Origin of the sequence: Rhizobacter sp. (genome assembly GCF_032229685.1) — a bacterium.
Taxonomy (GTDB): Bacteria; Pseudomonadota; Gammaproteobacteria; order Burkholderiales; family Burkholderiaceae_C; genus LMDS01.
On record NZ_JAVTWP010000021.1, the window covers coordinates 41,118 to 62,743 of the forward strand.

Sequence of the window (21,626 nt, forward strand, 5' to 3'; positions counted from 1 at the left end):
TGTCCAGATTTGGTCGCTTCTTCAGCAGGCGCTGTACACCTATCCTGACCGACGCGTCAGCCTTGGAGTGATCAGATGAACACCGGCAAGCTCTTGCGGCCCTTCGGGTGGGTGCGCTTCGCGTGGCCCTTGGCGTGGTCTGGGGCGTGGTTGCGTGCGGCGCGTGACTGGCGCTTGCGTCTGCGGCGCGCGGGTGATGCCGACAGCACACATCGGCAGGCGGGCCTGCTCGAGCTCGACGCCCGCACCTTGCGCGACATCGGCGCGCCCGAGGGTTTGCAGGCTCGGGCGATGCGTCGCCGCCAGGCCAGGCGCGACCGGCTCGACGACCTGCGCGCGGGTGGCGCGGCAGGCGACTGGCAGGGCTGGTGACCGGCTCAGCCGAAGGCGGTGTCGCTCTGCGCGTGACCGCTGCCGATGTACAGGCGCAGAACCGGCAGCGTGTCGTCGTGTTCCCACACGCGCGCCTGGATCACGAACTGCCGCCCGCCGATGCGCAACACGTCGCCGAGCGCCGGCGCGACCGTGTGGCCCTGCCAGAACGATGGCACCGCCACGCCTTCACGGCGCAGCCAGGCCTGATCGTCGGTCGTGAAAACCGGGGTGATTCTGATGGCTTGCTCGGGCATGGCGCGGTCTCTCGTCGGCGGATTCTTGGGCGGCCACAAGCGTAACGCAGCAGCGCGTTACAAGGGGTTCAAAGCGCCTTGTCTTTCAGCGCGACGCCATCGAACACCGGCACCAGTTCAGGGCTGTTCAACAGGCTCGCGGGCGTGACCGTTTCACGCTGCCAGGGGATCTGCCCGAAGTACCAGACGCGCCAGAACCCGAGCTCGGTCTGCGGGCGGCGCGTGAGCAGCGCGGCGAAGGTCTCGACCTCGCCGACCTGGATGCCGGTGGCTTCTTCGATCACTTCGCGCACGAAGCGCGAGCAGAACTGGCGGCGCGAATGCAGGTCGAATCCGGTGTCGTAGAAGATGCCGGTGCGGCGCTCGGCGCTGGCCACGATCTGCTGCCGTTGCGCGTCGCTGAGAGGGGTCGTGAGCCGCGCGACCACCACGCGACCGCCTTCGGACCGCGCCACGAATGTCGAGAGCCGCGTCGTGCGCGACAGCGGGAAGGTGCTTTCGGCAATGAGCGGTTCTTCACCCGAGGTGTCGGTCACGACGCCGACGTGGTTGGTCCAGGAACCGGTCGCGGCCGCGACTTCGCGAAACGGCCGGGCCGCAACGCGGATGAAGACCACGTCGCCCACGTCCAAGGCCGGTGCCAGGGCGCCCACCGCCACGGGGGCGGGCTCGGCTCGCGCCGCATTCGGCAACGGCGCCAGCAACGTGGCGACGACAAGGAGCGCCGCGCCAAAGAAGGCTGCGCCGCGGTGGTCTCGGTGATTCATGATGGCCCTTCGTTTGGGAGTGAACGGGCACCGAGGATGCACGTGCACGAGGCGCCCGTGGGCCGCGGCCGCGAACGTCGCCGCAGCCGCGCCGCGTGGTATCGCGCGCCGCTACCGCAAGCGTGCGCAGGCTACGGATCGAGCGTGACGACGGTGTCGCTCGCGCCCGGCTCGCAGCCGTCGGCGATCGGCTCCCAGCCACGCCGGATCACCACGTGGCGGTCGGTGTGGCACAGCTCCATGCGGGTAGCACCCGGCACCCGGGCGCGCACGAAGGTCTCGATCGATGCCGGCATGCTCACGCGGTAAAGCGCCTGGTCGGTGTCTTCCGCCGGGTGGTCGTCGCTGTGCACCCAGGGCACGAAAACACCGAGCCACATCATCGGTTGCGAACCGAGCGCCATCACGCTGGGCGCATAAGCTTGGTCTTTCAGCCAGGCCTGGGCCTGAGCGCGCGGCGGGTCGTCGCCTTCCAGGCGCCCCCAGGTGGTGGCCAGCAGTTCCATCAGCCACTGGTTGCAGTTCTGGTACTTCAGGCTGAAGGGGTAGGCGTTGGCGCTGTAGGCCGGGCTGAGCAATCGCAGCGCCTGGCGGTTGTCGAGCGCGGCGCGCTCGAGCTCGTCGGCTTCGGCATTGGGCAGGAAGACGATCGAGACATAACCGAGCGCCGGTTCGTTCGTGCCCAGCACGAAGCCCGACATGCCCTGGTCGAAGATGCGCGGGCGCTGCTCGTCGCAGGCGAAGTAGAGCTGGCGCACCGACCACGGTGTGTTCTCGCTCGCCTTGAGGCTCACGCCGGCATGCGAATAACGCATCGAGAATCGGCTCAGGTCGAGCCCGGAACGCGCGATCAGCGCCACCCGCTGGCCCGACTTCTCGAGCTCGTCCTTGACGATGCCGCCGAAGCGCAGCAGCGTGTCTTTCTGCGCCGGGCTCAGGCGCTCGGGTGCGTCGCAGGTGCGCACCAGGCTCGCGTGGCCCACGGCCCACGGGCCGAAAGCGGCCAGCGCGGGCAGCAGCCAGGAACGCAGGCGGCGTGCTTGGCCGCGCACGCCTGTCAGAGCACGACAGCGTTGCTCTGCAGCTCGCGGTACCAGTCGTCGGCGAGCACGAGGAAGAAGGCTTCCTTGGTGGCGGCCACCGAGAACTCGATGCCGTAGGCGCGCTCGCGTGCCGTGACCACCTGGCCTTGCGCGAGCGGGCTGCGCTCGAGCGCCTGCTGCGGCACGAAGAGCTGGAATTCGCCGTCGACGCTCGGGTCGGCGAGCGACTGCAGCGTCAGGCGCAGCGTGCCCGGGCGCTCGGCGACGTTGGTGACGTTGACGACGCGGTAGTCGCCGGCCAGCAAGGGTGTGGGCGGCTTCGACGATGCGGCGCTCGACTTCTGGATCGAACCCGAGACGCTGCCCACCGAGGTGGTGGAACTGTCGGACGCCGACGACGTGGCGGTGCTGGCCGCCATCGCCGGCAGCATGGCGATCGACAACGCGGCGGAAGCGAGGCACTTGCTGAAGAGATTCATGGTGATTCCTGGCAGATTCGGGGACGCGGCAGCATGTTAGCAACCCACGGGCCCGCGGCACCCGGCACGGTGTTTCAAGCCGTGTCCGCGCCGGCCCCGAAGCCGGCGAGGAGCTCAGTACGGCACGTCGCCTTCGATCGTGGTGCGGTGGAGCTTGCGGCGCTGGTCGTCGGGGCAGCCGGTGGCCTGGTGCATCAGCGAGCGGTTGTCCCAGAACACCATGTCGTGCGCCTGCCAGCGGTGGCGGTAGAGGTGCTCGGGCCGCACGCTGTGCGCGAACAACTGTTGCAGCAGTTCGCGGCTTTCGTCTTCGGGCACACCGACCAGCCGGGTCGTGAAGTGCTCGCTGACGAACAGCGCCTTGCGGCCGGTTTCAGGGTGGGTGCGCACGACCGGGTGGAACACCGGCCGCACCTGCGCTTTCTGTTCGTCGCTGAGGTCGGGGCGCCATGGGCTGCGCTTTTGCAGGTCAGCGTATTTGGCGAGGTAGGTGTGCTCGGCCTTCAGGTGTTCGACCGCGCTGCGCAGCGGCGCGGGCAGTGTGTCCCAGGCGCTGTGCATGTTGGCGAACAGCGTGTCGCCGCCGGTGGCCGGCAGCTCCTGTGCGTGCAGCATCGACCCCAGGCTCGGGTGTTCCTTGTACGACAGGTCGGAATGCCAGTACACGCCGGCGTCGCCCAGGCCGATCGGCTGGCCGTTGACATCCTTGATGTTCGAGACCACCAGCACCTCGGGCCAGCCCGCAAGCTGGAACTGGTGCAGCACATGGATCTGCAGCGGCCCGAACCGGCGGCTGAATTCGATCTGCTGTGCCGGCGTGATGTGCTGCTGGCGGAACACCAGCACGTGGTGGTCGAGGTGGGCGCGGTGGATGCGCGCGAAGGCTTCGGGCGCCAGCGGCTGGCCGAGGTCGAGGCCGATCACCTCGGCGCCGAGCGGCGCGTCGAACGCCTTGATCTCGAGCGTATTCACCTCACTCCCCTTTCAGGATCCACTCCGCCGCACGCTCGGCGATCATCAGCGTCGGCGAATTGGTGTTGCCGCTGGTGATCGTGGGCATCACGCTCGCGTCGACGACACGCAGGCCTGGCACGCCGTGTACGCGCAGGTGCGCGTCGACCACGGCCATGGGGTCGGCGGCCGGGCCCATCTTCGCGGTGCCGACCGGGTGGAAGATCGTGGTGCCGATGTCGCCGGCGAGCTTGGCGAGGTCTGCGTCGCTCTGGTACTGCACACCAGGTTTCACTTCATTCGGTTTGTACCTGGCGAGCGCCGACTGGCCGACGATGCGGCGCGTGAGGCGCAGGCTGTTCGCGGCGATCAGGCGGTCTTCATCGGTGCTGAGGTACCGCGGCGCGATCGAGGGGGCGTCGGCCGCATTTGCAGAGCGGATCTGCACGGCACCGCGGCTCGTGGGGTTCAGGTTGCACACGCTCGCGGTGAACGCGTTGAAGGTGTGCAGCGGCTGGCCGAAGGCGTCGAGCGACAGCGGCTGCACGTGGTACTCGAGGTTCGCGTGGGCGCGGCCGGGGTCGCTGCGCGTGAAGGCTCCCAGTTGCGACGGCGCCATGCTCATCGGGCCGCTGCGCCTGAGCGCGTATTCGAGCCCGATCATGGCCTTGCCCCACATCGAGTTCGCCATGGTGTTGAGCGTCTTCACGCCTTCGACCTGATAGACGGCGCGGATCTGCAGGTGGTCCTGCAGGTTGCCACCAACACCTTCGAGCGCGTGCTGCACCGCGATGCCATGCGATTGCAGCAACGCCGCCGGGCCGATGCCCGAGAGCTGCAACAGCTGCGGTGTGCCGATGGCGCCCGTGCACAGGATCACTTCACCGCCGTTCGCCTCGACGCGCGCCTGCACCGGCTCGCCGCCTTGGGCGGGCAGTGCTTCGATGCCGACGGCGCGGCCGCCTTCGAGCAGCACGCGGCCGATCTGCGCGCCGGTCCAGACCTGCAGGTTCTGGCGCTTCTGTTGCGCCGGGCGCAGAAAGGCCTTGGTGGCGTTCCAGCGCACACCGGCCTTCTGGTTCACGTCGAAGTAGCCCACGCCTTCGTTGTCGCCACGGTTGAAGTCGCTGCTGGCCGGGATGCCGGCCTGCTGCGCCGCTTGCGAAAACGCGTCGAGCACGTCCCAGCGCAGTCGCTGCTTCTCGACGCGCCACTCGCCACCGCTGCGCGCACCGGTGCGGTCGAAACCGGGCGCGGCGTGGAAAGCGTCGGCGCCCTTGTAGAAGTCTTCGTGCTTCATAAAGTGCGGCAGGCACTCGGCCCAGCTCCAGCCGGGGTTGGCGCCGAAGCCGTCGCCAGCGCCCCAGCCGTCGTAGTCACGCGCCTGGCCGCGCATGTAGATCATGCCGTTGATGCTGCTGCAGCCGCCCAGCACCTTGCCCCGCGGGTAGCGCAGGCTGCGGCCGTTCAGGCCCGGGTCGGCGTCGGTGTTGAACAGCCAGTCGGTGCGCGGGTTGCCGATGCAATACAGGTACCCGACCGGGATGTGAATCCAGTGGTAGTCGTCGTTGCCGCCGGCCTCGATCAGCAGCACGGTCTTGGTGTGATCGGCACTCAGCCGGTTGGCGAGCAGGCAACCGGCGGTGCCGCCGCCGCAGATGATGTAGTCGTAAGTCGTGGGGGTCGTCATGTCTGGGTTTTAGCGCACGTTGCCGGCGAGCACGGGGAACAGTTTCACCAGCCCGTCCGACATCACCTCGACCGCGAGCGCGGCGAGCAACAGGCCCATCAGGCGGGTCATCACGCTGATGCCAGTCTTGCCCAGAACCTTGGCGATGCGGCCCGACAGGCTGAACGCGGCCCACACTGCCAGGCCGATCACCACGCCGTACAGGACGAGTACGCCGAGCTGCCACCAGTGGCGCGTCTTTTCTGCGTAGATGACCATCGTGGAGATCGTGGCCGGGCCGGTGAGCAGCGGGATCGTCAGCGGCACGATCGCGATGCTGGCGCCGGCGTCGGCCTTGTCGCCGCCTTCGCTCAGGTCGTCCTTGCGGCTTTCGGCCGGTTGGGCGTTGAGCATCTGCATCGCCGACATCAGCAGCAGCAAGCCGCCACCGACCTGGAACGACGCGAGCGAGATGCCGAAGAACTCGATGATCTTCAGCCCGGCCACGGCGCTCACCGCAATGACCACGAACGCGCTGAACGCCGCGATGCGGATCGTGCGTTGGCGTTGCTGGCGCGTGAAGCCCTGGGTGAAGTGAATGAAGAACGGGATCACGCCGATCGGGTTGACGATGGCCAGCAGCGCGAGCAGGGGCTTGTAGAGGTCCATGGCGGATTGTCGGGCGTGCTCAGGCCGCGGCCGCGAGCTCGCGCAGGTATCGCAAACCCGGAACGGCGCGCGCGCCGAACCAGCTGAGCATTTCGCCGTCGACCAGGCGCACCTGCGCGTTCGGGCACAGCCGGCGGGCTTCGTCGACGTGCTGCGTGCCGAAGGCATAGGGCTCGGAGCTGAGAAGCACTTGCTGCACTTGCGCGAGCCACGGTTCGGTGCCGGTCAAGGCGGGGTAGCGCGCCGCGCCGGAGTCGCCGCCGACCACCTCGGGCCACGTCTTCATGTTCACGCGCGCCAGCATGTTCGACAGGTAGGTGTCGCGCGCGACAGTCATCCACGGTTCGCGCCAGATCAGGTAGAGCACACGCTGCTCGGGCCAGTCGCGAGTTCGGGTTTGCACCAACTCGTCTTGCAGCGCTCGCGTGAGGTCGGCCGCACGCTCGGGCACACCCGCGACGTCGCCGAAGCAAGCCGCCAGCTGCGCGACGAGCGCGACGTTGTCTTCCGGGCCGAGCGGGTGGGTGACCACGATCTGCGGCGCCTGCTCGGCAGGCCACGCGCGGATCGCGTCGACGGTCTCGCGCCGGTTTTCATCCACATTGACGAGCACGTGGGTCGGGCGCAAACCGCGCAGCTTGGCCAGATTCACATCTTTGGTGCCCCCGACTTTGGGCACGCCGAGCACCGCGTCGGCCGGGTGAACACAGAAGCCGGTGCGGGCGACGAGTTGCGCACCGAGGCCGAGCGCGACCACGAGTTCAGTCAAGCTCGGCACGAGGCTGGCGATGCGCGGCGCGGGCTGCGCGAGCGGCTGCCCGAAAACAACACTTTCTGCAAGCGCGATGTGCTCAGCTGACATCAATTCACTTATATTCGCAAATCTGTGTATGGAAGCAGCGCCTTCGCTTGAATGGTTCACGATGGGTAGAAGCTCCACATGGTCTTCAGGAAATGGAAAGGGGCTCACCCATGGGCAACAAACTTTACGTCGGTAATCTCTCATACAACGTTCGCGACGACGATCTGCAGCAAGCGTTCGCTCAGTACGGCAACGTCTCTTCCGCCAAGGTCATGATGGACCGCGACACCGGTCGCTCCAAGGGCTTCGGCTTCGTGGAGATGGGCTCTGACGCGGAAGCGCAGTCGGCGATCAACGGCATGAATGGCCAGTCGCTCGACGGCCGTGCCATCGTCGTCAACGAGGCCCGCCCGCGCGAAGAGCGTCCGGGTGGCTTCGGTGGCGGCCGCCCGGGTGGCGGCGGTGGTGGCTTCGGCGGCGGTGGCCGTTCGGGTGGTGGCGGTGGCGGCTTCGGCGGCGGCGGTGGTGGCGGCTACGGTGGTGGTGGCGGTGGCCGCTCCGGCGGTGGCGGCGGCTACGGCGGCGGTGGTGGCGGCCGCTCGGGTGGTGGCGGTGGCGGCGGAAGCCGCGGCGGCTACTGAGCCTTCACAGCGGTGAACCGGCTCCGGCCGGTTCAAAGACAAAAGCGGTGGCGCGTCAGCCCACCGCTTTTTTCATGCCTGGTCGGTCTGCCGCGGCTTTCGGCCGCGGCCGGCGAGCACCTTGTCGAACAGCGCGTTCGGCAACAGCCGCAAGAGCTTGGCCACGACGCCCATCTGCCAGGGAATCACGCGGTAGCTCGTGCCCGCGGCGATGGTCTCGAACGAGCAATCGGCAAACGTTTCGACCGGCATCAGGAACGGCATGCCGTAGGGGTTGTTGCGCGTGAGTGGCGTGTCGATGTAGCCGGGCACGATGGTCACCACCTTCACGCCACTCGCACGCAGCTCACCGCGCAGGCTTTCGCAGTACGCAACCACGGCCGACTTGCTCGCGCAGTACGCTCCATGCCCAGGCAAGCCGCGGATTGCAGCGACGCTGGCAATGCCGACCAGCGCCCCCGAACCACGCGCGCTCATGGCCGCCACGAAAGGGTGGAAGGTGGCCGCAGTGCCCAGGGTGTTGGTCTCGAGCACGGCCCGCATGACCTCGAGGTCGCTGGCGACGGCCGTGTCCATGCCGACACTGATGCCGGCACTGGCGATCACCACATCGGGCAGGCCCTGCGCAGCCACGCACGCCTGGCCCGCGCTGGTGATGGCCCCGATCTCGCGCACGTCGGCCGCGTAGACGGCAAAGCGGCCCGGCTCGAACCCCTGGCTGGCGGCCCAGGCCTGCACCTCGGCCACGCGGCGTGCCACCAACGCGAGGCGGTAGCCGGCGCGGTAGAAGCGCGCGGCCAATGCCTGGCCGATGCCGCTCGATGCGCCGGTGATGAACACGAGTGGTGTGGTCAAGGCGCCTTGGCTCCGGGCGAAGTGAACACCGCGCGCACCCGACCCTTGAAGTCGAGCACACCGGCAAGGTGGTCGTAGGCCATGCCTTCGGCGCGGATCTCGGTGGCGCCCTGGGTGACCACGACCGGCAGATGCGAGCGGACCCGTTCGGTGCGCAGAAAAGCGTGCAGGAACTCGCCGCGAAACTCGATCGCCGCTTCTTTCGGCGTGGCCAGGCGGACGACGTGCGCGCCACCGCTGAGCTGCACTTCGCTGCCGTCGCCGTTGGACAGTGCGCGCTTCGCCGTGGCCACCGACACGCGCCCGTCCGGCCCGATCGAGCGGATGCGCGGGTTGTCGATCTCGAGCGTGTCGGTGTCGGGGTAGTGGCGCATCTCGTCGCCTTCGATCTGCACGCGCATCGCGCCATCGGGCGCGAAGCGTTGCACCATGAACTGCGACATCGTGTAGTCGGGATCGTGCGTCAGGGGTGCGGCCGGGCGCGCACTCTCGAACAAGGGCGTGTTCTTGACCAGCCACCAGGTGCCGAGCGCCAGCAACGCCATCAACATCAGCGGCAAGTAGGCCGAGGCTGTGTCGGCGATGCGGCGCGGCCAGCGCCGCAGGTCGGCCGGCCCCCCTGGCACCGGCGCGGCGAGGGCCAATGGCACCGGGGTCGGCGAATCGGTCGCCAGGCTCATGGCATGGCCCGGAGTCGTTGTCTCACGCGCCGCCGTCCAGCGTTTGAAGGTGGCCGTTCAGCAGCGCGGCATAACGGCCAGCCGCCATCAGCAGCACATCGCAGCATTCGCGTGCAGCGCCGTGGCCGCCCTGTGATGCCGTGACGTGGTGCGCCACGGCCATGACTTCGCTGTGCGCGTTCGCCGGCGCACAGGCGAAGGCCGCGCGGGTCATCAAGGGCAGATCGGGCCAGTCGTCGCCCATCACGGCGAGCGTGTCCCACGCGAGACCGAGTGTCGGCATCAGCTGGTTCGCTGCCGCGAGTTTGTCGTGCGCGCCGTAGACGGCGTGCTGAATCCCGAGGTCAGCGACGCGGCGCCGCACGGCCGGCGAATCGCGCCCGGTGATCACCACGGGCGTGATGCCGCCTTGCACCAGCAGCTTCAGGCCGTGGCCGTCGAGCGTGCTGAACGCCTTGAACTCTTCACCACGCTCGCTGATGTAGATGCGGCCGTCGGTGAGCACGCCGTCGACATCGAAGATCGCCCAGCGAATGCCTTGCGCCTTGAGCAGCAGCTCGGGTGCGTACCGGAGTGCGGGTGCGTGGAAGGCCGCGGCCATCAGATCACCTTGGCGCGCATCAGGTCGTTCGAGTTCAAAGCGCCGACCAGCAGCCCCGCCGCGTCGACGACCAGCACGCTCGTGATGCGGTGCTGCTCCATCAGGTCGGCGGCATCGACGGCGAGCGCGTCGGCACTCACCAGGCGCGGGCGCGGGTGCATCACGTCGACGGCGCGCAGCGCGCGCAGGTCGGCGCCCCGCTCGATCAGGCGGCGCAGGTCGCCGTCGGTGAAGATGCCCTGCACGCGGCCGGCGGCGTCGGCCACAGCAGTGAAGCCCAGACCTTTGCCCGTCATCTCGCGCAGCATCAGCGTGAACGACGTGTCGGGGGTGACGCGTGGCACCTCGTCACCATGGCGCATCAGGTCGCGCACGTGTATCAGCAACTTCCGGCCGAGGCTGCCACCCGGGTGCGAGCGGGCGAAGTCTTCTTCACGGAAGCCGCGCGCGTCGAGCAAGGCCACCGCGAGTGCGTCACCGAGCGCCATCTGCGCCGTGGTGCTGGCCGTGGGCGCCAAGTTCAGCGGGCAGGCCTCCTGATCGACCGCGCTCGAGAGCGTGTGGTCGGCGTGAAGCGCCAGGCTGCTTTCGGGCTGGCCGGTCATCGCGACGAGCGTGACCCCGAGGCGCTTGATCGCCGGCACGATGGCGGCGAGCTCGTCGCTCTCGCCAGAATTGGAAATGGCCAGCACCACATCGCCCGGCGTGACCATGCCGAGGTCGCCATGGCTCGCTTCGGCCGGGTGCACGAACATCGCCGGCGTGCCGGTCGAAGCGAGCGTGGCCGCGATCTTGCGGCCGACGTGGCCGCTCTTGCCCATGCCCATCACGACGACGCGCCCACGGCATTCGAGGATCGCCCGGCAGACCGCGCCGAAGTTGTCGCCCTGGCGCGCCTTCAGCCCGAGCAGCGCCTGCGCCTCGATGTCGAAGGTGCTGCGCGCGAGCTGCAACGCGCGCGCGGCATCGAAGGCGGGGGGTGCGGGTTTTGCAGGCATGGGCCGAAGTGGTGCGTCCAGTAGGATCGGCCGATTCTAGGGTTTGACCCTCACCCACCGCACGCGAGAACACCGCCAGCGGCACAGGCTTTGCAATCCACCTTCCATGGCATCCACGCTCGAACTGGTTCTGCTCTACCTCGTGGCTGCCGTGGGTGGCGTGGTGGTGTGCCGGCTCGCCAAGCTGCCGCCGATGCTGGGTTACCTCGCGGTGGGTGTGCTGATCGGGCCGAACGCGATGGCGCTGGCCAAGGACTCGGGCGGCGTGAGTTACCTGGCCGAGTTCGGCGTCGTGTTCCTGATGTTCGTGATCGGGCTCGAGTTCAACCTGCCCAAGCTCAAGAGCATGCGCAAGCTCGTGTTCGGGCTCGGCCTGGCACAGGTGTTTCTCACGATCGCCGGTTCGGTGGCCGGGCACTTTCTGCTGACGTGGCTTTTTTCGTTCACCGGCACGCCTTGGGAATTGTCGTGGCGTGGCTCGCTGGTGCTGGGCGGCGCGATGGCGATGTCGAGCACGGCCATCGTCGTGAAGATGATGGCCGACCGGCTCGAGCTCGAGAGCGAACACGGCCGACGCGTGATGGGCGCGCTGCTGTTCCAGGACTTGGCCGTGGTACCGCTGCTGGTGCTGATCCCCGCACTCAACTCCGGCGGCGTCGACATGGCGACCTCGCTCGCCTGGGCCACGCTGAAAGCGGCGGTGCTGCTCGGCGTGCTGCTGGTCGGCGGCCAGAAGGCGATGCGCTGGTGGCTCACGATCGTGGCGCGGCGCAAGAGCGAAGAGCTGTTCGTGCTGAACCTGTTGCTGGTCACGCTCGGCCTGGCGTGGCTCACGGAACATTTCGGCCTCTCGCTCGCGCTCGGCGCGTTCGTGGCGGGCATGCTGATCGCCGAAACCGAATACAAGCACCAGGTCGAGACCGACATCCGCCCTTTTCACGACGTGCTGCTCGGCCTGTTCTTCATCACCATCGGCATGAAGCTCGACTGGCGGCCGGTGCTCGACCAGTGGGCGCTGGTGCTGCTGCTGACGCTGCTGCCGGTGCTCGCCAAGTTCGCTCTGGTGTCGACACTGGCGCGCCTGTTCGGCGCTGCGCCGGGTGTCGCGCTGCGCACCGGCTTGTACCTCGCGCAAGCCGGCGAATTCGGCTTCGTGCTGCTGACGCTCGGTGCCGAGCGGCAGCTGATCGACCCGCGCTGGGTCAGCCCGGTGCTCGCCAGCATGGTGCTCAGCATGCTGGCCACGCCGCTGCTGATTCTGTACAGCAACCGCATCGTGATGCGGCTGAGCGCGAGCGACTGGCTGATGCAGTCGGTCGCGATGACCTCGATCGCCAAACGATCGATCAATGCCGAGGCCCACATCATCATCGCCGGCTACGGCCGCAGCGGGCAGAACCTGGCGCGCCTGCTCGAAGGTGAACACATTCCGTACATGGCGCTCGACCTTGACCCCGACCGCGTGCGCCAGGCCGCTGCCGCCGGGCAGAGCGTGGTGTTCGGCGATGCGGCGCGCCTGCAGAGCCTGATGGCCGCCGGCCTGGCGCGTGCGAGCGCCGTCGTGGTGAGTTACCACGACACGCCTTCAGCCTTGAAGATTCTTCGCCAGGTGCAGGAGCACGCGCCGAAAGTGCCGGTGATCGTGCGAACCATCGACGACAGCGACATCGAGCGCCTGCGCGCCGCCGGCGCCACCGAGGTGGTGCCCGAAGCGATCGAGGGTTCGCTGATGCTCGCCAGCCACGCGCTGGCACTGGTGGGCGTGCCGATGCGGCGCGTGATCCGCGTCGTGCAAGACCAGCGCGACGCGCGCTACGGCCTGCTGCGCGGGTACTTTCACGGCGCCGACGACGACACCGTCGACGAGCTGCAGACCGCGCGCTTGCTGAGCGTGACGCTGCCGGCCGCCGGCAGCCACCTCGGCCAGACGCTGGCCGACCAGGCGCTGCACGCGGTCGGCGTCACGGTCGTGTCGGTGCGGCACGCGGCGGGTGCCGTGACGGAGCCTGACGATTCGCTCGTGCTCGCGGCCGGCGACACCCTGGTGCTGTCGGGCCTGCCCGAGCCGCTCGCCCTGGCCGAGAGCAAGCTGCTGGGGCGCAGCTGAAGCCGCTCAGCTGAAGGGTGTCTGCTTCGAGAGGTTGGCGCGCATGCGCGTGGCCATCACCGAGCCGGCGGTGCGCAGCAGTTCGAGCGCGAGCGCCGGCGAGCGCTGCGCCAGCTCTTCGAGGCGCGGGCCGCGCAAGGCCCACACCACGCAGGGTGTCATGGCTTCGACGTTGGCCATGCGCGCCGTCTCGCCGAACAGGCCCGGCTCGCCCACCACCGAGCCGGCGCGCAGGATCGCGATGCGGCTGCTGCCGGGTGGGCCGCCGGTCACGAAGACCTGCAGGCTGCCCTGGGCCAGAAAGTACATCGAACGATCGGCGTCGCCTTGTTTGATGAGCAAGTCGCCGGAACGGATGTCGTGGCGCGTGAGGTAGGGCGCGATCGTGCGCCACTGTTCCAGATTCAGCCGGGCGCGGAACGCGTCTTCGGCGTTGAGTGTCTGGATCGCTTGCACCAGCTCGTTGATTTCCATCGACTTCTCTCTTATGGCAGCCTCGTCGCGTACGCGGGCTGCTTTATCGGTCCCTGTGCGGTGACGATTATCGATGCGCTGCACGGCGATCCACAACCGCAGGCGCCTGCACGAAGCGCCCTTCCGTCACCGCCAGGCCCCCGCCTGTCGACTTTTGACGCGGGTTTACTTGCCGATACAGAAACGGCTGAAGATCTCGCCGAGCAGATCGTCGGGCGTGAACGCGCCGGTGATCTCGCCAAGCGCGTCGTGCGCCAGGCGCAACTCCTCGGCGAGCAGGTCGAGTGCTGCATCGGCGCGCGCCGCCTGAGTCTGCGCACGCTGCAGGTGGTCGGCGGTGCGGCGCAGCGCCTGCACGTGGCGGGTGCGGGCGATGAACACACCCTCGGGCTGCGCGTGCCAGCCGGCCAGTTCGAGCAGCTGGTGGCGCAAGGCCTCGATGCCTTCACCGGTGCGCGCCGAGATCGCCAGGCCAGCGCCGACAGCCGGCGCGGCGTCCGCCTTGTTGAACACGTGCAGCAGACGGTTCGCGCTCGACAGCGCGGTGGGCAAACGCGCCTGGATGCGCGCTTCGCCGGCTTCGTAGCCGGGCTCGCCCGCGCGCGTGAGGTCGTGCATGAAGAGCACGGCGTCGGCCGCTTCGATCTCGCTCCAGCTGCGGGCGATGCCGATGCGTTCGACCTCGTCGTCTGAATCACGCAGCCCCGCGGTGTCGATCACATGCACCGGCACACCGTGGATCTGGATCGTTTCGCTGACCTTGTCGCGCGTGGTGCCGGCGATCGGCGTGACGATCGCCAGCTCGGCGCCGGCCAGCGCGTTGAGCAGCGAACTCTTGCCCACGTTCGGTTGGCCAGCGATCACCACCTTGATGCCTTCGCGCAGCAGCGCGCCCTGGCGAGCACGGTCGAGCACGGCGGCCACGCTGTCGGTGATGGCGTTCAGGCGGCCGCGGGCGTTGGCCTTTTCCAGAAAGTCGATCTCTTCTTCGGGGAAGTCGAGCGTGGCCTCGACCAGCATGCGCAGCGCGACGAGCCGGTCGCGCAGGCCGTTGACCTCGGCCGAGAAGGCGCCGCTCAGCGAGCGCCCGGCCGAACGCGCCGCGGCTTCGGTGCTGGCTTCGATCAGGTCGCTCACCGCTTCGGCCTGCGCCAGATCGAGCTTGTCGTTCAGGAACGCGCGTTCGGTGAATTCACCGGGCTCGGCCAGGCGCAGCCCGATCGCCGCACCGGCTTCGAGGCACCGCGCCAGCAGCAACTGCAGCACCACCGGGCCACCATGCGCCTGCAGTTCCAGCACCTCTTCGCCGGTGTAGGAGTGCGGCGCCGGGAAGTGGATCGCCAGGCCCTGGTCGATCGCGCCGCCAGCACCATCGGCGAAGGGCAGGTAGGTTGCGCGGCGCGCTTCGAGCGGGCGACCGCACAGGGCGGCGACCAGCGCGCCGAGATCGCGCCCCGAGGCGCGCACGATGCCGACCGCGCCGCGCCCGCTGGCCGTGGCGACGGCGACGATCGGGTCCTGGTGGCGCGGCAACATGTGGTGATTCTCGCGCAGCGCCCCATGAAAAATGCCCCGCGCAGGGCGGGGCATTTCAGGGCCTGTGCAGGCGGCGCGGCTACTTGCCGAGCACCCCGAGGCGTTTGTTGATCACGTATTGCTGCGCAATCGACAGGATGTTGTTGGTCAGCCAGTACAGCACCAGGCCCGACGGGAAGACGAAGAACATCACCGAGAAGATCAGCGGCATGAACCACATCATCTTGGCCTGCACCGGGTCGGGTGGCGTCGGGTTCAGCCAGGTCTGCAGCAGGCTGGTGAGCGTCATCAGGATCGGCAGGATGAAGTACGGGTCTTTCGCCGAGAGGTCGGTGATCCAGCCGAGCCAGGGCGCGCCGCGCATTTCAACGGTCGAGAGCAGCACCCAGTACAGCGAGATGAAGAAAGGCATCTGCACCAGGATCGGCAGGCAGCCGCCGAGCGGGTTGATTTTTTCTTCGCGGTAGATGCGCATCATTTCCTGCTGCATCTGCTGTGGCTTGTCTTTCAGCCGCTCGCGCATTTCGGTGATCTTGGGGTTCACGGCCTTCATCTTGGCCATCGAGCTGTAGGCCTTGGCGTTGAGCCAATAGAACGCGATCTTCAGCAGCACGACCAGGCCGACGATCGACCAACCCCAGTTGCCCAGGATCTTGTGCAGTTGCGTCAGCAGCCAGAAGAGCGGCTCGGCCAGCATCTTGAAGATGCCGTAGTCCTTGACGAGCTCCAGGCGAGGCGCGAGCTTGGCGAGTTTTTCTTCTTCCTGCGGTCCGACGAACAGCTTGGCGTCGAAGGTCTTGGTGGCGCCCGCCGCCACTTCACCGAGCGGCACGAACATGCCGACCGAGTACACGTGAGCGCTCTGCCCGGTGCCCGGGTTGGTCACGTCGGCCTTGCCGGTGAAGTATTCGCGCGTCTGCTTGCTGCCGTCGGCCTTGTCGATCAACCAGGCGGAAGCGAAGTAGTGCTGCACCATCGCGACCCAACCCGCGTCTGACGTGGTCGTGTGGTCGGCCTTGTCGGCGGCGGTGCGCTTCTCGATTTCCTTGAACTCGACCTTCTGGAACTTGTTGCCGTCGTCGATCGAGGGGCCGGTGAAGGTGAAGTAGAAACTCGATTCGCCGGGCGGCGGGATGCCGTCGCGAACCAGCTGCAGGTACAGGCGCGGCGAGACCGGCGCACCCGACTCGTTGACCACTTCGTTCTTCACGTCGATCACGTAGTCGCCGCGCTTGAAGGTGTAGGTCTTGATCAGCTTGACCCCGCCCACGACCGGCGACTCGAACTTCACCTGAAGCGCGTTCTCGCCCGGCTTCAGGCTGCGCTCACCGGGCAGCAAGGTCATCAGGGTGTGGTGGTTGGGCAGCCCGCTGCCGCCGGCGGCCGGGATCAGGCCGGTTTCCGCCACGTACAGGCGCTTCGGGCTGGCGTCGAGCAGAACCACCGGCGACTCCGGCGCCGGTGCCGCCGCGGCACGGCCGAAGAGCGCCAGCAACGGTGCGTACCACTCTTTCTCGACGTGATCGGCGTACTTCGTCAGCTCGACCCGGGTCAGCGTGCCACCGGCGCCGCTCAGCGTGGCCTTGACGACGTCGGTCTCGATCGTGATCTGCGCCGCCACCACAGGCGCCGGGGCAGAAGCTGCGGCAGGCGCCGCGACCGGCGCGGCACCCGCCACCGCCGGCTGCGGCACGCCGCCGGCAGGCGGGGCAGCGGCGGGCGCAGCGACCTTGGCGGGCGGCGGGCTGAACAACGACGGCTGCCCGTTGTGCTTGTTCCAGGCGTCCCAGATCAGGAACAAGGACATGGAGAACACCACCCACAGCAGGGTGCGGCGCATATCGGTCATGGGGAGGTCTTGTCGGTCGAAGAAGAGGAAGCGGCGCCGCGATGCGCGGGCACACCGGTAGAAAAAGCTCTGAACAGCGCCGGCGGCTGCGTGGGCACGGGGTCGTGCCCGCCGTCGCACCACGGCTGGCAACGCGCCAGGCGATGCAATGTCATGTAAGTACCCGCTGCGGCGCCATGTGTTTCAAGCGCTTGAAGCGAGTAGGCCGAGCAGGTCGGTTCGAAGCGGCAGCTACTGCCAAGCCAGGGGCTCAGAAAATAGCGGTAGGCCCGCACCAGCGACGTCAGGGCGCGTTGCGCCAGGCCCGCGCTGGACGCGCTCATGCCAGACCCGCGCGCAGCGCTGTCGCACTGAACAGTTGTTCGAGCTCTTCGCGGGCGCACTGCCTGAGCGCGTCGGACGCCGCGCTGGGGAACCGGGCCTTGTCGAACGGCGCACGCAGCCTGACGACCCACAGGCCGCCCAGCAATGCCGGCGCACGGGCGCCCACCACCGAGCGGATCTGGCGCTTCAGCAGTGTGCGGGTGACGGCGCGGCGCGCGTGTCGTTTGGGCACAACTGCACCCAACCACAGCCCCAACGGGGCCGGAACGAGCAACTCATCCACAGCCGCGACCTCATTCGGTGCGCCATCTGTTGATAACTCGGTCTCGGCTTGCGGCGGGAGCGGCGCGCGGGCAGGCTTGTAAGCCTGGCTCGGGCGGTCGGCCAAGTGGTGAACGGCAAAGTGCGCGCTGCTGGCCCGGCTCCGGGTGCGCAGCACGCGTTCGAAATCAGCGGAACGCAAAAGACGGCCCATCACGGTGAGGTTGCGGCCAGGCCGCGCATCCGGTGATCGGGCAGGGCGAAGAACGCAGCGGGCGGTGAAGCCTCAGACCGCCAGGCGCTTGCGGCCCTTGGCGCGGCGCGCATTGATCACGGCACGGCCCCCGCGGGTCTTCATGCGGACCAAAAAACCGTGGGTGCGTGCACGGCGAACTTTGGAGGCTTGATAGGTGCGTTTCATGATCTGTTCAACTCTGTCTGGTAGGTCGTCTGATGGGAGCCCCGGCCTTCGCGGCACCGCGCATCGCTCAATTCATTCCTCGAGTCATTCGAGGCTGAGCGGCGCGACCAGCGGCTCGGTGCGGCAAAGGCACAGCGAGCTCCGGGAAACCCACTATTACACCAAAAACACCCTTGCCCGTCAATGAGTTAGGTCGAATGCCCGTGCTCTGCAAGGCCTCTCGTCGTGCCGAACGGACTGTGGATAACTGCTGAAATGGAGCCCGCTCAACGTACAATTCGCAGGCTCCACAGAAGAACTTTTCCACAAATGAGCGCTGACCTTTGGCAGCGCGGCTGCGAGCGCCTCGCCGCCGAGCTGCCCGAACAACAATTCAACACCTGGATCCGCCCGCTGCCCGCGGCCGACGTCACCGATCAGGGTGAGTTCGGCGTCGTGGTCACCTTGCGCGTGCCCAACCGCTTCAAGCTCGACTGGATTCGAAACCAGTACGCCGGGCGAATCGAGGCCGTGCTCGCAGAGATCGCCGGAAAGCAGGTGCGCCTCGACGTGACCCTGGCGGCGCGCGATGGCCAGCAGGGTGTTCCGGGCACCGGCGGCGTCGCTGCCGCGGCGCCCGCAGGCGTGGCTGTGGCGCAGGCACTGAAAGGTGTCGTGGTCCCCACCGCGCGCAACGCCGTGGCCCTCACCTCGGTGCAGCCGGCGGCCCTGCCTTCACGCAGCCGCCTGAACAACGTGTTGACCTTCGACACGCTCGTGCCGGGCCGCGCCAACCAGATGGCCCGCACGGCCGCCTTGCACGTGGCTGGTGCGCCGGGGCAGATGTACAACCCGCTGTTCATCTACGGCGGTGTGGGCCTGGGCAAGACGCACCTGATCCACGCTGTGGGCAACGCGCTGCTGGCCGACAAGCCCGACGCGCGCATCCTCTACCTGCACGCCGAGCAGTTCATCACCGACGTGGTGAAGAACTACCAGCGCAAGACTTTCGACGAGCTCAAGGCCAAGTACCACCAGCTCGACCTGCTGCTGATCGACGACGTGCAGTTCTTCGCCGGCAAGGAGCGCACGCAAGAAGAGTTCTTCAACGCGTTCGAGGCCTTGCTGGCCAAGAAGGCGCACATCATCATGACGAGCGACACCTACCCGAAAGGGTTGGTCGACATCGACGAGCGCCTCACCTCACGCTTCGACGCCGGGCTCACGGTCGCGATCGAGCCGCCCGAGCTCGAGATGCGCGTGGCGATCCTGATGCGCAAAGCCGAGCTCGAAGCGACACCCATGCCCGAAGACGTGGCCTTCTTCGTGGCCAAGAACGTGCGCGCCAACGTGCGCGAGCTCGAAGGCGCGCTGCGCAAGATCCTGGCGTATTCGCGTTTCAGCCATAAAGAAATCAACATCGGTCTGGCGCGCGAGGCGCTGAAAGACCTGCTGTCGATCCAGAACCGCCAGATCGGGGTCGAGAACATCCAGAAGACCGTGGCCGACTTCTACAAGATCAAGGTCGCCGACATGTACAGCAAGAAGCGCCCGGCCAGCATCGCCCGCCCGCGCCAGATCGCGATGTACCTGGCCAAGGACATGACGCAGAAGAGCCTGCCCGAGATCGGCGAATTGTTCGGCGGGCGCGACCACACGACCGTGTTGCACGCCGTGCGCAAGATCGGTGCCGAACGCCAGAAGAACACCGAGCTGAACCAGCAACTGCACGTGCTCGAACAAACGCTCAAGGGGTGAACACGAATGCGGCATCTGTCAAGCAACAAGGCTGGGGACAACTTTGGAACAAGCACCGAGCTGTCCACAGGCCAGGGCAGGGCCACGAAGTTGTTGTCGTTCGCGCCGTGCCGAACAAGGCCTTCACCCCCATGGTTTTCAGGCACCTAAGTGCCTGATCCGGCAGGCGAAAATGGCCCTGTCCACAGAAAACGGCTCGCTCTACTATTACGACCAAGTTGAGAGGTTCAAATGATTGTCTTGAAGACAGCACAAGAAAAAGTTTTGAGTGCCCTGCAAGCGGTGGCCGGCATCGTGGAGCGGCGCCACACCTTGCCCATCCTGGCCAACGTGCTGATCCGCAAGACCGGCTCGCAGCTCGAGCTCACGACCAGCGACCTCGAGATCCAGGTGCGCACCACAGCTGAGCTCGGTGGTGACGGTGGCAACTTCGCCACCACCGTGGGAGCGCGCAAGCTGATCGACATTCTTCGCTCGATGCCGACCGATCAGGTCGTGACCCTCACCGCGAACCAGAACAAGCTGACCCTGCAAGGCGGCAAGAGCCGCTTCACGCTGCAGACCTTGCCGAGCGACGACTTCCCGCTGGTGCAAGAGGCGGCTGATTTCGGCCCGATGTTCAGCGTGCCGCAAAAGGCGCTGAAGGGCCTGATCAACCAGGTGCACTTCGCCATGGCGGTGCACGACATCCGCTACTACCTGAACGGCATATTGTTCGTGGCCGAAGGCAAGAACCTCACGCTGGTGGCGACCGACGGCCACCGCCTGGCGCTGGCCCAGGCCACGCTCGACGTCGAGATCCCGAAACAAGAGGTGATCCTGCCGCGCAAGACCGTGCTCGAGCTGCAGCGCCTGCTGAAAGACGAAGACACCGCCATCGAGATGCGCTTTGCCGGCAACCAGGCCAAGTTCAGCTTCAGCGGCATGGAGTTCGTGACCAAGCTGGTCGAAGGCAAGTTCCCCGACTACAACCGCGTGATCCCGAAGAACCACAAGAACCATGTCACGCTCGGCCGCGCGCCTTTCCTGGCGAGCCTGCAACGTGCCGCGATCCTGACCAGCGAGAAGTTCAAGGGCGTTCGCGTCAACATCGAGCCCGGCACCTTGCGCATCGCGTCGAGCAATGCCGAACAGGAAGAAGCGAAAGAAGAGCTCGAGATCGACTACGCCGGCGATGCGATCGAGATCGGCTTCAACGTCACCTACCTGATCGATGCGCTGATGAACATGAGCGTCGAGATGGTGAAACTGGAGCTGCAAGACACCAATTCCAGCGCACTGATGACCGTGCCCGACCAGGCTGGCTTCAAGTACGTGGTGATGCCGATGCGGATCTAGCCGCCTGCCGGTGGCCGTTCCGCTGCGCGATGACTGCGCTCCCCCCTGCCCCCCGCCAAGCGGGGGGTTCTGCCTTGAATGAGACCAGGCCCTGCGGGCCCTTTAAAGCCAACCCATGAGTGAACCGACTTCTCCCGACGACGACACCGCACGCTCGACGCAGCACGCCGCCGACAGCGCCGCGTACGGCGAAGGCAGCATCCAGATCCTCGAAGGCCTGGAAGCGGTGCGCAAGCGCCCCGGCATGTACATCGGCGACACCTCCGACGGCACCGGCTTGCACCACCTCGTGTTCGAGGTGGTCGACAACTCGATCGACGAATCGCTGGCCGGTTTTTGCGACGACATCGTCGTCACGATCCACACCGACAACTCGATCAGCGTGACCGACAACGGCCGCGGCATACCGACCGGCGTGAAGATGGACGACAAGCACGAGCCCAAGCGCTCGGCGTCGGAGATCGCGCTGACCGAGCTGCACGCCGGTGGCAAGTTCAACCAGAACAGCTACAAGGTCTCGGGCGGGCTGCACGGCGTGGGCGTGAGCTGCGTGAACGGTTTGTCGAAGTGGCTGCGTCTGACCGTGCGCCGCGACGGCCAGACGCACTTCATGGAATTCAAGCAGGGTGTTCCGCAAGACCGGGTGGTCGAGGTGCGTGAAGGCGTGGCTGTGTCGCCGATGAAGATCACGGGCGAGACCGAGAAGCGTGGCACCGAAGTGCACTTCTTGCCCGACCTTGAAATCTTCTCGAACATCGACTTCCACTACGACATCATCGCCAAGAAGCTGCGCGA

24 protein-coding genes are annotated in these 21,626 nt (G+C 67.2%); 6 read left to right on the plus strand and 18 right to left on the minus strand.

Translation table 11 applies throughout. The annotated features are described in order from the left end of the window. Positions 1-75 precede the first annotated feature (75 nt). Entirely contained in the window at positions 76-372 is a 297-nt protein-coding gene (locus tag AC30PD_RS09805; RefSeq protein ID WP_489535475.1) for a hypothetical protein, read from the plus strand. 5 nt (positions 373-377) lie between these two features. Here the strand turns inward: AC30PD_RS09805 and AC30PD_RS09810 are convergent, their stop codons facing one another. From AC30PD_RS09810 to AC30PD_RS09845, 8 genes are all read right to left on the minus strand, one after another. Beyond that, on the minus strand, positions 378-629 hold the full coding sequence (locus AC30PD_RS09810) for a hypothetical protein (protein ID WP_489535476.1): 252 nt from the start codon (positions 627-629) through the stop codon (positions 378-380). A 68-nt stretch (positions 630-697) separates the two neighbouring features. Then, the gene (locus tag AC30PD_RS09815) at positions 698-1,396 is read right to left on the minus strand and encodes a YebB family permuted papain-like enzyme (protein WP_489535477.1); all 699 of its coding nucleotides are present in this window, start codon (positions 1,394-1,396) and stop codon (positions 698-700) included. A 131-nt stretch (positions 1,397-1,527) separates the two neighbouring features. Continuing rightward, a complete protein-coding gene (locus AC30PD_RS09820) occupies positions 1,528-2,448 on the minus strand; it encodes a DUF2145 domain-containing protein (protein ID WP_489535478.1) in 921 nt (306 codons plus the stop codon). 5 nt (positions 2,449-2,453) lie between these two features. Next, on the minus strand, positions 2,454-2,918 hold the full coding sequence (locus tag AC30PD_RS09825; protein WP_489535479.1) for a hypothetical protein: 465 nt from the start codon (positions 2,916-2,918) through the stop codon (positions 2,454-2,456). 114 nt (positions 2,919-3,032) lie between these two features. Then, positions 3,033-3,890 (minus strand): TauD/TfdA dioxygenase family protein, encoded by an 858-nt coding sequence (locus tag AC30PD_RS09830; RefSeq protein WP_489535480.1) that lies wholly within the window; start codon positions 3,888-3,890, stop codon positions 3,033-3,035. A gap of 1 nt (position 3,891) precedes the next feature. Then, complete coding sequence (locus AC30PD_RS09835; RefSeq protein WP_489535481.1) at positions 3,892-5,559, minus strand: GMC family oxidoreductase; 1,668 nt, start codon at positions 5,557-5,559, stop codon at positions 3,892-3,894. A gap of 9 nt (positions 5,560-5,568) precedes the next feature. Next, entirely contained in the window at positions 5,569-6,207 is a 639-nt protein-coding gene (locus AC30PD_RS09840; protein ID WP_489535482.1) for a MarC family protein, read from the minus strand. Between the two features lie 19 nt (positions 6,208-6,226). Continuing rightward, the gene (locus tag AC30PD_RS09845; RefSeq protein WP_489535483.1) at positions 6,227-7,069 is read right to left on the minus strand and encodes a helical backbone metal receptor; all 843 of its coding nucleotides are present in this window, start codon (positions 7,067-7,069) and stop codon (positions 6,227-6,229) included. A gap of 110 nt (positions 7,070-7,179) precedes the next feature. Between AC30PD_RS09845 and rbp the strand changes: the two genes are divergently transcribed. Continuing rightward, entirely contained in the window at positions 7,180-7,650 is a 471-nt protein-coding gene (rbp, locus tag AC30PD_RS09850; RefSeq protein WP_489535484.1) for an RNA-binding regulator, read from the plus strand. A gap of 72 nt (positions 7,651-7,722) precedes the next feature. On the opposite strand, the gene AC30PD_RS09855 is transcribed toward rbp, so the two are convergent. The 4 genes from AC30PD_RS09855 to AC30PD_RS09870 are packed head-to-tail and all read right to left on the minus strand — an operon-like array spanning position 7,723 to position 10,784. Beyond that, entirely contained in the window at positions 7,723-8,505 is a 783-nt protein-coding gene (locus AC30PD_RS09855) for an SDR family oxidoreductase (protein ID WP_489535485.1), read from the minus strand. After that, positions 8,502-9,185 (minus strand): LPS export ABC transporter periplasmic protein LptC, encoded by a 684-nt coding sequence (gene lptC / locus AC30PD_RS09860; RefSeq protein ID WP_489535486.1) that lies wholly within the window; start codon positions 9,183-9,185, stop codon positions 8,502-8,504. The genes AC30PD_RS09855 and lptC overlap by 4 nt, the downstream gene beginning before the upstream one ends. A gap of 22 nt (positions 9,186-9,207) precedes the next feature. Further along, positions 9,208-9,786, minus strand: coding sequence for a KdsC family phosphatase (locus AC30PD_RS09865; RefSeq protein WP_489535487.1), 579 nt, complete (start codon positions 9,784-9,786; stop codon positions 9,208-9,210). Next, complete coding sequence (locus AC30PD_RS09870; RefSeq protein ID WP_489535488.1) at positions 9,786-10,784, minus strand: KpsF/GutQ family sugar-phosphate isomerase; 999 nt, start codon at positions 10,782-10,784, stop codon at positions 9,786-9,788. The genes AC30PD_RS09865 and AC30PD_RS09870 overlap by 1 nt, the downstream gene beginning before the upstream one ends. A 106-nt stretch (positions 10,785-10,890) precedes the next feature. On the opposite strand from AC30PD_RS09870, the gene AC30PD_RS09875 reads away from it, so the two are divergent. After that, positions 10,891-12,891 (plus strand): monovalent cation:proton antiporter family protein, encoded by a 2,001-nt coding sequence (locus AC30PD_RS09875; protein ID WP_489535489.1) that lies wholly within the window; start codon positions 10,891-10,893, stop codon positions 12,889-12,891. A gap of 6 nt (positions 12,892-12,897) precedes the next feature. Here AC30PD_RS09875 and AC30PD_RS09880 read toward each other — a convergent pair whose 3' ends face one another. The 6 genes from AC30PD_RS09880 to rpmH form a co-directional block, all read right to left on the minus strand. Continuing rightward, entirely contained in the window at positions 12,898-13,365 is a 468-nt protein-coding gene (locus tag AC30PD_RS09880) for a cyclic nucleotide-binding domain-containing protein (protein WP_489535490.1), read from the minus strand. A gap of 165 nt (positions 13,366-13,530) precedes the next feature. Continuing rightward, the gene (gene mnmE / locus AC30PD_RS09885) at positions 13,531-14,901 is read right to left on the minus strand and encodes a tRNA uridine-5-carboxymethylaminomethyl(34) synthesis GTPase MnmE (protein ID WP_489535491.1); all 1,371 of its coding nucleotides are present in this window, start codon (positions 14,899-14,901) and stop codon (positions 13,531-13,533) included. A gap of 79 nt (positions 14,902-14,980) precedes the next feature. After that, complete coding sequence (gene yidC / locus AC30PD_RS09890) at positions 14,981-16,750, minus strand: membrane protein insertase YidC (RefSeq protein ID WP_489535492.1); 1,770 nt, start codon at positions 16,748-16,750, stop codon at positions 14,981-14,983. Next, positions 16,747-17,052 carry a membrane protein insertion efficiency factor YidD gene (gene yidD, locus AC30PD_RS09895; protein WP_489535497.1) on the minus strand — a complete coding sequence of 102 codons (306 nt, stop codon included), beginning with the start codon at positions 17,050-17,052 and terminating at the stop codon, positions 16,747-16,749. The genes yidC and yidD overlap by 4 nt, the downstream gene beginning before the upstream one ends. A 17-nt stretch (positions 17,053-17,069) precedes the next feature. Continuing rightward, the gene (locus tag AC30PD_RS09900) at positions 17,070-17,549 is read right to left on the minus strand and encodes a ribonuclease P protein component (RefSeq protein WP_489535493.1); all 480 of its coding nucleotides are present in this window, start codon (positions 17,547-17,549) and stop codon (positions 17,070-17,072) included. 72 nt (positions 17,550-17,621) lie between these two features. Continuing rightward, positions 17,622-17,756, minus strand: a complete 135-nt coding sequence (rpmH, locus tag AC30PD_RS09905) for a 50S ribosomal protein L34 (protein ID WP_007834827.1) — start codon at positions 17,754-17,756, stop codon at positions 17,622-17,624. 309 nt (positions 17,757-18,065) lie between these two features. On the opposite strand from rpmH, the gene dnaA reads away from it, so the two are divergent. The 3 genes from dnaA to AC30PD_RS09920 all read left to right on the plus strand — a co-directional run. Further along, a complete protein-coding gene (dnaA, locus tag AC30PD_RS09910; RefSeq protein WP_489535494.1) occupies positions 18,066-19,493 on the plus strand; it encodes a chromosomal replication initiator protein DnaA in 1,428 nt (475 codons plus the stop codon). Between the two features lie 231 nt (positions 19,494-19,724). Beyond that, positions 19,725-20,831, plus strand: a complete 1,107-nt coding sequence (dnaN, locus tag AC30PD_RS09915) for a DNA polymerase III subunit beta (RefSeq protein ID WP_489535495.1) — start codon at positions 19,725-19,727, stop codon at positions 20,829-20,831. Between the two features lie 115 nt (positions 20,832-20,946). Then, the coding region (locus tag AC30PD_RS09920; protein WP_489535496.1) for an ATP-binding protein at positions 20,947-21,626 on the plus strand (680 nt) is incomplete at its 3' end.

Coding starts and splice junctions, on each gene's coding strand:
- AC30PD_RS09880 (WP_489535490.1), bottom strand. CDS start 13,365: ATGGAAATCAACGAGCTGGTGCAAGCGATCCAGACACTCAACGCCGAA.
- AC30PD_RS09865 (WP_489535487.1), bottom strand. CDS start 9,786: ATGGCCGCGGCCTTCCACGCACCCGCACTCCGGTACGCACCCGAGCTG.
- AC30PD_RS09810 (WP_489535476.1), bottom strand. CDS start 629: ATGCCCGAGCAAGCCATCAGAATCACCCCGGTTTTCACGACCGACGAT.
- AC30PD_RS09805 (WP_489535475.1), top strand. CDS start 76: ATGAACACCGGCAAGCTCTTGCGGCCCTTCGGGTGGGTGCGCTTCGCG.
- dnaN (WP_489535495.1), top strand. CDS start 19,725: ATGATTGTCTTGAAGACAGCACAAGAAAAAGTTTTGAGTGCCCTGCAA.
- rbp (WP_489535484.1), top strand. CDS start 7,180: ATGGGCAACAAACTTTACGTCGGTAATCTCTCATACAACGTTCGCGAC.
- AC30PD_RS09825 (WP_489535479.1), bottom strand. CDS start 2,918: ATGAATCTCTTCAGCAAGTGCCTCGCTTCCGCCGCGTTGTCGATCGCC.
- AC30PD_RS09900 (WP_489535493.1), bottom strand. CDS start 17,549: ATGGGCCGTCTTTTGCGTTCCGCTGATTTCGAACGCGTGCTGCGCACC.
- lptC (WP_489535486.1), bottom strand. CDS start 9,185: ATGAGCCTGGCGACCGATTCGCCGACCCCGGTGCCATTGGCCCTCGCC.
- rpmH (WP_007834827.1), bottom strand. CDS start 17,756: ATGAAACGCACCTATCAAGCCTCCAAAGTTCGCCGTGCACGCACCCAC.
- AC30PD_RS09845 (WP_489535483.1), bottom strand. CDS start 7,069: ATGTCAGCTGAGCACATCGCGCTTGCAGAAAGTGTTGTTTTCGGGCAG.
- mnmE (WP_489535491.1), bottom strand. CDS start 14,901: ATGTTGCCGCGCCACCAGGACCCGATCGTCGCCGTCGCCACGGCCAGC.
- AC30PD_RS09835 (WP_489535481.1), bottom strand. CDS start 5,559: ATGACGACCCCCACGACTTACGACTACATCATCTGCGGCGGCGGCACC.
- AC30PD_RS09840 (WP_489535482.1), bottom strand. CDS start 6,207: ATGGACCTCTACAAGCCCCTGCTCGCGCTGCTGGCCATCGTCAACCCG.
- dnaA (WP_489535494.1), top strand. CDS start 18,066: ATGAGCGCTGACCTTTGGCAGCGCGGCTGCGAGCGCCTCGCCGCCGAG.
- AC30PD_RS09875 (WP_489535489.1), top strand. CDS start 10,891: ATGGCATCCACGCTCGAACTGGTTCTGCTCTACCTCGTGGCTGCCGTG.
- AC30PD_RS09870 (WP_489535488.1), bottom strand. CDS start 10,784: ATGCCTGCAAAACCCGCACCCCCCGCCTTCGATGCCGCGCGCGCGTTG.
- yidC (WP_489535492.1), bottom strand. CDS start 16,750: ATGACCGATATGCGCCGCACCCTGCTGTGGGTGGTGTTCTCCATGTCC.
- AC30PD_RS09815 (WP_489535477.1), bottom strand. CDS start 1,396: ATGAATCACCGAGACCACCGCGGCGCAGCCTTCTTTGGCGCGGCGCTC.